Origin of the sequence: Edaphobacter sp., from assembly GCF_035532915.1 — a bacterium.
Lineage (GTDB): Bacteria > Acidobacteriota > Terriglobia > Terriglobales > Acidobacteriaceae > Edaphobacter.
The window spans coordinates 1-10,152 of the sequence record NZ_DATKQC010000416.1 but is presented as its reverse complement, the minus strand read 5'-3'; the positions used below and the strand labels follow the sequence as shown (position 1 = coordinate 10,152).

The window sequence follows — 10,152 nt, the reverse complement described above, 5'->3', positions numbered from 1 at the left end:
ACCACTGCGGATTGCAATCAATCAGCGCAACCGGCGAAAAAGTTTGGTCAGATTTTGGAAAATGCATCATAGGGGCAGACGAACCGAAAACGGTAAGTGCTTGAAAGATTGGGAGTAAAGTGGCGGACGCGGCAGGGATCGAACCTGCGACCAGTCGATTAAGAGTCGAATGCTCACACTAGACTAACCGTCTGTATTTTCATTCATTTGAATGGAATTGCAGCCCTTTCCGCCCGCACAGACGCACGCCGCAAGTCGTTCAATTTGTTCAGTAGATTCGAAGCCGTCTATGGCCGTTGGTCAGGTTTTGGTCAAGTTTGTTTCGGCTCTTCATGCACAGGATAGATTCGCGTTTTGTATTGGATACAAACCTAGAATCGCCCGGTCCGGGCTTGGAGCGCGAACTCTCCAGCATGGCTTGAAATGCAGCAACTGAGGAATCCGCCCGATGCGTCCCTGGATTTTTTGGATAGCGGAGAACGAGAGGCGATTGCCCTCGCGGTGGAGCTAGGAGCAGATTCGGCTCATTGCGGGCGAAACACCTGCTCGGGAATTGGCGAAGCGCCGGAATGTTTTGGTGATCGGCACGCTTGGGGTCCTAAGACAGCCGCTTCGCCTATGTCTCCATCTCGCGGGCTACGCACGACGCACAGATCTATACCAACGATGCAAAGACACTTGATGTTGGCCTTGGATTGATTTTGAGCTAAGGGTATGCACATAACCTTCCATCTTGACTCTGGAGTCGACTCCAGACTGTATCGTTGATGCATGGATGGAAAATCCAGCAGCGGACTCCATATCGGAACCGTAGCGGTCCGCTGCGGCCTCACGATCGACACGATCCGTTTCTATGAAAAACAGGGACTTTTAGCCAAGCCGCATCGCAGCCCCGGCGGTTTTCGGCTTTATAGCGAAGGCGATATTGACCGTCTGAGCTTTGTGAATCGGGCGCAGGCTTTGGGTTTCTCGCTATTGGAGATCCGTGAACTTCTGCTGCTTCGTGATACCGGATCGGAGGCTTGTTCGCATGTGCATGATTTGCTCGACCAGAAGCTCATCACTGTGCAGCAAAAGATTGCGGACTTGCGCAAGCTGGAAAAGCAGCTTCGGGGTGCGAGAGAGCGGTGCGACCTTGAGTTAGCGAAGGAATGCACAAGGAGCTGCCCAGTAATTGATGAAATCTCCCGCAGCCGTAAGGAGGTTCAGTGAAAATCGAAGTGCTCTATATCTCGAATTGTCCCAATCGTAAACCAGCCGTCGAGCGCGTACATGACGCACTGTCTAATGCAGGCACGTCCGCGATAATTCAGGAAGTGGAAGTCGGTACATCGGCTGATGCTAAGGCGATGCGGTTTCTCGGATCGCCAACTGTCAGAATCAATGGCCTCGATGTGGAACCAGAAGCACGCGCCGCTCGACACTTCGGTTTGGGATGCCGCTCGTATACAGAGAGCGGCCACCGATCGGGACTACCATCCGTCGCGCTTACCTGCGAATGTTCATCCGGTCATCGGCCCGGATGCCACAGGCGCGGGATGGGTCTTCGAGTATGCCATCGTCGATAAGAGCGGAACTCAGAGCCTGGCCGATCTGCGAAGTCTCCAGGACTGGCATCTTCGTTACGCATTGGAGACAGTGCCCGGTGTCTCCGAAGTAGCAAGCATCGGCGGCTACGTGCGCCAGTATCAGGTGCGTCTCGACCCGAATAAGCTACTGGCCTATAACATCCCTCTCTCCACGGTAATCGACAGGGTGAAGGCCAGCAGGAATGAGGTTGGCGGCAGCGTTCTGGATCTGAACGGGACGCAATACATGATCCGCGGCCTCGGCTACCTGCGCTCCCTGAATGATCTTGCATCTGTGGCTGTAGGTAGTAAAAACGGCACGCCGGTATCTCTGCGCGATCTTGGCAGCGTCGGCTTCGGTCCGGATATTCGAGAGGGCGTCGCCGAATGGAATGGAAAAGGCGAGACCGTTGGCGGCATCGTAGTCATGCGCCAGGGCATGAATGCGCTGAACGTAATCGAGGGGGTAAAGCAGAAGCTTCGCGAGATTGCCCCGTCGCTGCCGCCCGGCGTGCAGATTGTCGCGGGCTACGACCGTTCGGGTCTTATTCAGGATTCGATTGCCACGCTTCAGCGTGATCTTCTCGAAGAAGCCATCATAGTCAGCCTCGTCATCATCCTCTTCCTCTTCCATTTCCGGTCGGCGTTGATCGCGATTATCGCGTTGCCTATTGCCGTCCTGATTGCCTTCATCCCGATCTACTTTTTGGGTGTCAGCGCTAATATCATGTCTCTCGGAGGTCTGGCGCTCGCTGTCGGAGTGCTGGTCGATGCGGCAATCGTCATGGTCGAGAATGGCTACCGGCACTTGTCCGAACGGCAGCAATCGGGCGATACACCCATCTCCGAACCGGAGCGCCGCGAGATCCTTATCAAGGCCGCTAAGCAGGTTGGTCCGGCTCTCTTCTTCTCGCTGCTCATCATCGTGGTCTCCTTTCTTCCCGTCTTCCTGCTCGAAGCACAGGAGGGCCGCATGTTCCGGCCGCTTGCGTGGACGAAGACCCTGGCCGTCGCGTCGTCTTCCATCCTTGCCATTACCCTTGTTCCGGTGTTGATGGTGCTCCTCATTCGCGGGCGTCTGCAGCCGGAGAGAGCCAATCCAATCTCGCGTTTCACGCAGGCAATCTATCTGCCGGTTCTTCGCTTCTGCCTCAAATACCGGAAACTGACTATCGCTGTTAATCTCATCTTTCTGGTGGCGACGCTGCCTGTGGCATTCAAACTGGGAAGCCAGTTCATGCCGTCGCTCTTTGAAGGTTCCGCGCTCTATATGCCGACCGCACTTCCTGGCATCGCCATCGCACAGGCAAAGACGCTGTTGCAAAAACAGGATGCCATCCTACGCACATTTCCCGAAGTTGCCAGCGTCTTCGGTACGGTCGGACGCTCCGACAGCGCGACGGACAACGCGCCGCTCGATATGTATGACACCACGATCATGCTCAAGCCGCGTGAGCAATGGCCTCCGGGCATGACGTACGAGAGACTGATTTAGGCGATGGACGCTAAGCTGCAATTTCCTGGTCTCTCGAATACATGGACCAGTCCGGTTGAGAATCGACTGGACATGGAGCTGACAGGTATCAAGACTCTGCTCGGCCTCAAAGTCCAGGGGCCGAACGTGGACGGCATCGAACAGCTCGCCGCAAAGATACAGGGCGCTCTCTCTGCGATGCCGCAGGTACGTTCGGTCTTCGCGGAACGCATCTCGCAGGGCTTCTATGTCAACGTGGAAGCGAATCGCGAGGAAGCAGCACGCTATGGACTCAGTATTGCCGATATTCAGACGGCTGTATCCTCCGGCATCGGGGGACAAAATATCGCGGAGAATATCGAAGGGCGTGAGCGCTACCCCATCAACGTGCGCTACTCGCAGGATTTCCGCGACAGCGAGGACAAGATGCGCAATGTGTTGATTGCAACTCCTTCCGGCGCGCAGATTCCGCTTGGACAGGTGGCGCGCATCTCGTTCTCACATGGTCCGGCCATGATCCGCGATGAGGACGGCCAGCTTACCGGGTATGTGTACATCGACCTCCAAGACACCAATTATGGCGGCTTCGTCGATGCGGCGAACCGGAAGCTGCACAGTCAAATTTCGCTGCCAGCAAACTATGGCTTCAAATGGTCTGGGGAATATGAGTTTGAGCTGCGCGCCAAACAACGGCTCAAGCTCATCCTTCCCATTGTCTTCTTCCTTATCTTCCTGCTCCTGTACATGGTCTTTCATTCGGCTACCGAGGCTGTGGTGTTGATCGTCCCCACGATCTATGCCATGACCGGCGGGCTGCTGCTGCAATGGCTGCTCCACTACAACTTCAGCGTTGCGGTGTGGGTTGGCTACATTGCACTGTTTGGTATTGCAGTTGAGACAGGCGTAGTCATGGTGGTCTACCTTCATGAAGCTCTGGAACAACTCCTGCAGAAGGGCGGGGTTCTCACAGAGTCCGAAATCGAAGCCGCGGCGATCGAAGGAGCCGTCCAGCGACTGCGTCCGAAATTGATGACCGTCGCCGCCGTGCTTGCCAGCCTTGTCCCCATCCTTTGGGAGTCTGGCATCGGTTCCGATGTAATGAAGCCGATTGCCGCGCCCATTGTTGGAGGCATGATTACTTCCACCATCCACGTCCTCATCCTGGTGCCCGTCTTCTTCGTCATGATGAAGGAACGGGCATTGCGTAAAGGACATCTTCATGCGCAGAACCCACCCCAACCCATTCAACCCTCAACTCAAGGAGAACTCTAATACGTCTAAGAATCTTGACTGTATTTCTTGCCGTCGCTCTCTCTGTGGGAGCGGCATTCGCTCAATCCAGCCAAATCATAACCGGCACCGTGACCGACGCAATGGCGGCGCTCATCACATGATGCAGGGAAAGCCCCCGCACAATGTACCCGCAAATCCGTCAAGCAAGGAGCTGACTTTGCTCTTGCGAGCGGAGTCCTGACAACAAGCAAACCTAAGAAGGAAATAGCTAAGAATACTGAATCGATGAACGCTGACATCCATCTCGAACACAGAGCCGGCAGCAGCCAGGACAAGCACGAAGGAGAACCCTCGTTTGCCCTATGCGACAGGCTCGACCGGACTCGCGATAACAGTCAGAGGCAGCTCCCGACGGATCATGATTATGCGGTTCCGACCCGCGAGTATCAGACTGATCAATCGTCGCTCAAAACTGCCCCGACTGCTGCTCGCTCTGTCTTCGGGAAAAGAAAACGCAAACCACCGAAACAAACTCACAGATCTCGCCCAGTTGACACGGTCACTCCATATCAGGGCAATGCGCTCATCGAACTGGGAGAGCGGACTTTGGATCATTAGTCCTGCGAAACTCACTTGCTCTTTGAACATCAATCACCAATTCCTTAAACCTTATTCCAGCACCACCACTTCGTGGTCCAGGACAGACTTCACCTCAAATTGGATCCAGCCACCCTGTTGGCGCACCGGCGTAGCCGTTTCAGCCGATACGGTCAGGAACAGACGCTTCCCGGCCACGCCTTCAGGAAGCTTCATCCGCACAGTCAAAGGTCCCACCGGAATAAGCTCCTCAACCGGAATCCGCCAGGTCCCTGCGCTCGTCAGATTTACGAGGTGTAGGACGAGACGATCTTGCTGGCGATAGAGATGACAGTCAATCAGACCCGGTCCTCTAACCTCAAGCGGAATCGTATCCTTAGCCGCCCAGCGCACCACGTTTCCAAGTAAGTCCCCATGGTCGGGAATGTTCCCTTGTTCATAGCGCCGATCAATATCGGCCGGTAGATATGCGATTCGAGCCCCTTCCTGCTCTCGAACGATTAAGCCGGGAATCTCAGTTCGAGGCGTCCGCATCCAGGAGTTCTCTGGCGGGTACGCCGGAAATATCGGGATAAACGTCAATAGCACAGTCGAGTCCTGCGCCGGCTTCACCTCGTGAAGTATGCCGCCAAACGTCAGAATATTGGTCCCTTCGAAACCCCGTAGCGCCGGATGTCGGGCTGCCGACTTGGCGGGCTCGTCTCCATGGCGCGGACCGTCTACATCTTGTCCCACATCCGGCGTCAAACGCAGATAGCTGTGGTCCAGACCAGACGCTTTGTGCGGACCGTCTTGCTTTCCTATGTACTGAGCCCCAAAGACGTCGCTAAGGGCAAAGTCGGGCCTCCGGTCGCCATACTCGTCATAGAGGCTAGTCTCGTCCGTAGCAACCAGCGAACCCCCCTTGCTAACAAATCGCCGCACCGACTCCACCTGTGAATTGGACATAGCCGCCAGATTTGGAAGAATCAACAGCGAAACCTTGTTTGCGTCACGATCAATATTGTCGGCATGCACCGCCACGTAGGGTATGCGAGCCCGGATCAGTGCCTGGATCATGCCGTTGTAAGGAGCAAGGGCCAGGTCATTGGCGTCGTCCCGGCCGTACCACTCGAAGTTGCGCTCCGAATAGACAACACCGACCGTCGCAATCGGCTCGCGGTTGATCAGGTACTGTTGATGCTCTGCGTACCACCGGAACAATGGTTCCATCACCCGGAACTGGCGCCGATCCTCCTGATAGCCGCCCACATGATGCCACCACGGCGCAATGCCGCCTGCGACACCGTCCACCATCCACATACGAACTTCCGGAATAGGACGCGCGGCCTTTCGCGGTCCATAAGTCGCCATGCTCTCCGGCGCAATCTTATTCCAACCGCCCAGGCCGTGAACTCGCTTGCCAGTATCGCCATTTTCCTGGAATCCCCCATTGAGACCGGCGCCTGGCGGTCCAAATCCGCTACTGGCTCGCCCCTGCTGGTCCAGCATGATAATGTCGGCCCGCTCACAAAGCTCTTTCATGTCCCGAAAACTACTGGCAGCCTGAACAAAGTTGCCACTCAGCATGCCGCTCCAGATGCAATCAGGGCCGCCCGCAGCTTTGGTCGTATTGGTGAACAGGTCCCAGGTCTCCCGGCGTCGCTTGTGGCTCCACTCAATCCATTGCCGATACACCGGATCATTCCAGTCCTTCTTAGTCGGCAGGTCTTTTCCGCTCGCCTGCCGGAATTTGCTCTTGCAGTTGACGCAGTAGCACATGCTATTCCGGCCCTGACCCGCCCAGTGGTTATCCGTAAATCCGTCGGGCTTTTCATGGGCGATAATCTCGCGCAAGATTTTTGGGATATATTCATCGTAGTAAGGACCGTTGATGCATGTCGTATAGAGCATCACGTCGTCGTCGTCTCCCGGTTCCGTACCTACAGCCAGATTGCCTCTCCGGCCGCCGGTAGTATAGGGCTTTCCTTCGGCAGTCATCGCAAACCAGTCCGGATGTGCTTTGTAGAATGGTTCGAAGGCGCTCCCGCAATCCATGCGGGCAAAGACGGTTAGCCCGTCTGCACGAGCTGCCCTCACCAGATCCCCATAGAGATCGCCACCATTCAAAAACCTGGCTTGGTGATGAAGTGGATCTTTGCTCGGATAGAAGGCCACGATCCCCCCGGCGTTAATCACCAGCCCTTGAGTCTGTGTGCGCTTCCAGTAGCTCCGCCACCATTGCAGGTCGTAGTGCAGGGGGTCCTGTTCGTTCAGGTTGATCTGTCCCCATCGATACGATCGCTTATACCAGGGGCGATCTGTACTTCGTGCCGCCTGGCCATGCGCCTCACCAGGCAGAAGACCGCCCACACTCGCCGCCAGCGAGGCTGCCGCCGTCATCTTGAGAAAATCTCGGCGCGACTCCAATTCGATATTTTTCTTCATTGAATCCACGATCGACTCCTTCTTTCTCAGGGCGGGTAGATACTAATCATCTCCCGAGAACTCAGCTTTGCGGAAAGATCGTTCAAATCACCCTAACGCCGTTTTTCGGACGCCCGAGATTAGAACAGTTGCCGATCACTTTCGAGAAGACGACTTATCTATACCGATTACCCGAGACCCATTCTCTTCCGATATGCGGCTCTCTGCCGCTGCAGTTCGATGTGATTCGATTCGGCCCATTCCCATACTCCGCAAAATGCTCCACCGAGGCTCTTGCCCAGCGGGGTCAGGGCATACTCAACCCGCGGTGGAACGACCGGGTAGACGCTGCGGGTTACAAAACCATCGGCTTCCATCTGACGAAGAGTCTGCGTCAACATTTTTTGGCTTATGCCCGCGACCAATTCTGCTAATCGGCTGAATCGCACAATGCCGTTCTGCGCCAGGGCTTCAAGCAGGAGCATGGTCCATTTGTCTGCCACGCGCCCGATAATCTCCACAACAATCCGGTCGATCTCCGCAGACGATGCTTTGCCCTGCGGAGATTGAAATAGTACGGGACTTGATTTTTTATTTTTGGCAGAATCTCGCTTTTCCTTCATTTCTAACCTCGTCGTGCCTATCGCACTGCAAAGTGCCTACTTCCCAATAGAGAGTGGCTATCTTAAAGTAACTCAAGAGGAGAATATAACGCAATGAACCTTACCGAAAAGAACACCATTCTCATAACGGGGGGCGGATCCGGACTTGGCCGCGGTCTCGCCGAAGCCTTTCATAAATTGGGCAACACAGTCATCATCGCGGGGCGCCGCAAGGACGTACTCCAAACCGTTGCGGCCGCAAATCCGGGCATGCAATACGAAGTCCTCGACGTGCAGAACTTGGCCAAACTCAAGAACTTTGCGGCTGATATCACGGCAGAGTACCCTGGCCTGAACGTTCTCATCAACATGGCGGGCATCATGAAATTGGAGAATCTGAATGAGGCTGTTGATCTATCAGTAGTCGATGACATCATCACTACGAACCTCACAGCTCCACTACACCTGACCGCTGCTCTCCTGCCGCACTTGAAGCAGCAGCCAAAGGCAACCGTCATGACTGTTTCCTCGGGCCTAGCGTTCACCCCCATGGCGATGACACCGACCTATTGCGCCACCAAGGCAGCAATTCACTCGTGGTCGGGATCTCTTCGTTATCAGCTCAAGGGGAGCTCCGTCGAGGTGCTAGAACTTGTGCCTCCGTACGTCCAAACCAAACTGATGGGGGAACAGCAGGCAAACGATCCGCGGGCCATGACGCTGAATGATTTCATCTCCGAGGTCATCCAGATTCTCGCCACTCAATCCGATGCGAAGGAAATACTGGTAAAAAACGTTTACCCGCTACGTTTTGCCGGAGACTTCAACGCAGAGAAATTCGATCTTTTCTTCGAACTGCTAAATGGGATGAGCAGGTCTTCCGGATCGGAGAGAGACTATTCCCATGAAGAAGCCAGCGCAGCACCCTATTGCTGAAGTCCCACGCAGACAGGCCAAGGTTGAGATGACGATCGGCATCGACCTTGGCGATGTCTGGAGCCATTACTGCACCCTCAACCAAGATGGAGAAGTAGTTGACCGGGGTCGCTTCCGGACGACACCGAAAGCTATCGAGAAGTGGTTCACCGATCTGCCTCCAGCTCGGGTCGCGATGGAGGCCGGAACGCACTCGATCTGGATCAGTGAACAGCTTCAGGAGCTAGGCCACGAAGTCATCGTGGCGAACGTCCGCGAGCTGCGAGCGATCTCGCACAGTGATAGGAAGAGCGACCAGGTTGATGCCGAGAAGCTGGCCCGATATGCCCGGCTTGATCCGAACATACTTCGGCCAATCGCCCACCGCACCGTCGCACAGCAGCAGGCCCTCACCCTGATCCGTGCGCGAGCCCTGCTGGTACGACTGCGCACGGCTGCGGTGAACGCCGTTCGTGGTCTGACGAAGTCCTGCGGCTACCGTATGCCCGCCTCCGCCACAACGTGCTTCGCTCAGCGCAGCCTGGCCGTTATGCCGCCTGGACTGGCACAGGCGCTTGGTCCGGTGCTCCACCAGATCGCGGAGATGACAGTCAAGATTAAGCAGTACGACCGGCAGATCCAGCAACTCGGCCAGACCGAGTATCCGGAGGCCCAGGCGCTGCTGAAGGTTCACGGCGTCGGCCACCTCACCGCCTTGACCTTCGTTCTTACGCTCGGCAGCAAGGAGCGGTTCGGTCGAAGTCGCGATGTTGGTTGCTATCTTGGCTTACGGCCTCGTCGAAGTCAGTCCGGAGATCATGATCCTCAGCTCGGCATCACCCACGCCGGCAACGCATACCTTCGAAGTCTGCTGATCGAGTGCTCCAATCACATCCTGCGACCGCACGGACGAGACTCGGCGCTTCGACAGTGGGGTCTCCATCTGGCTGCCAGAGGCGGCAAGCAGGCCAAGAGCAAGGCCGTTGTTGCCGTCGCCCGCAAGTTAGCCGTGTTGCTCCATCGCCTCTGGAGCACGCAAGAGCCGTACATACCGTTCTACGAAAAAGCGGCCTAAGAGATGACCATGTTTACCCGTTGCGACGACACCGTGTTCCGATGACTGCGTGCGCGTTTTGGTCTTCCAAGGCCGACCGATAAATGGCAGCATCGACTCTCCTCTCGAACCCCAACCGGCACCGAGCTTGCATCAACACAGCTCATCCAGAGTGCGAATAGAAACCCGGTGGAGAGCAACATGCGGCGCAACGAAACCAAGAACAACAACAAAAACACTATGAAGGAAAAAGCAAAGAACAAACCTTGACACCAGTGACCTGCTCATAGAAAACGCGCTTGT

Annotated in this window: 6 protein-coding genes and 1 pseudogene; 5 read left to right on the top strand and 2 right to left on the bottom strand. The window is 55.7% G+C overall.

Annotated elements, in window-relative coordinates; genetic code table 11:
* The first annotated feature begins 771 nt into the window (after positions 1-771).
* The 3 genes and pseudogenes from VMU57_RS19520 (at position 772) to VMU57_RS19515 (ending at position 4,314) form a co-directional block, all read left to right on the top strand.
* Positions 772-1,212 (top strand): MerR family DNA-binding protein, encoded by a 441-nt coding sequence (locus VMU57_RS19520; protein WP_325386471.1) that lies wholly within the window; start codon positions 772-774, stop codon positions 1,210-1,212.
* A complete protein-coding gene (locus VMU57_RS23270; RefSeq protein ID WP_422653413.1) occupies positions 1,209-1,568 on the top strand; it encodes a DF family (seleno)protein in 360 nt (119 codons plus the stop codon). The genes VMU57_RS19520 and VMU57_RS23270 overlap by 4 nt, the downstream gene beginning before the upstream one ends.
* Positions 1,513-4,314: pseudogene (locus VMU57_RS19515) on the top strand (efflux RND transporter permease subunit). Before VMU57_RS23270 ends, VMU57_RS19515 begins: the two are co-directional and overlap by 56 nt.
* 630 nt (positions 4,315-4,944) lie before the next feature.
* Here VMU57_RS19515 and VMU57_RS19510 read toward each other — a convergent pair.
* Positions 4,945-7,299 carry a twin-arginine translocation signal domain-containing protein gene (locus VMU57_RS19510; protein ID WP_325386469.1) on the bottom strand — a complete coding sequence of 785 codons (2,355 nt, stop codon included), beginning with the start codon at positions 7,297-7,299 and terminating at the stop codon, positions 4,945-4,947.
* A gap of 167 nt (positions 7,300-7,466) precedes the next feature.
* Entirely contained in the window at positions 7,467-7,901 is a 435-nt protein-coding gene (locus VMU57_RS19505) for a helix-turn-helix domain-containing protein (RefSeq protein ID WP_325386467.1), read from the bottom strand.
* A gap of 93 nt (positions 7,902-7,994) precedes the next feature.
* On the opposite strand from VMU57_RS19505, the gene VMU57_RS19500 reads away from it, so the two are divergent.
* On the top strand, positions 7,995-8,816 hold the full coding sequence (locus VMU57_RS19500) for an SDR family oxidoreductase (protein WP_325386465.1): 822 nt from the start codon (positions 7,995-7,997) through the stop codon (positions 8,814-8,816).
* Complete coding sequence (locus tag VMU57_RS19495) at positions 8,785-9,870, top strand: IS110 family transposase (protein ID WP_325386463.1); 1,086 nt, start codon at positions 8,785-8,787, stop codon at positions 9,868-9,870. Before VMU57_RS19500 ends, VMU57_RS19495 begins: the two co-directional genes overlap by 32 nt.
* Positions 9,871-10,152: the final 282 nt, after the last annotated feature.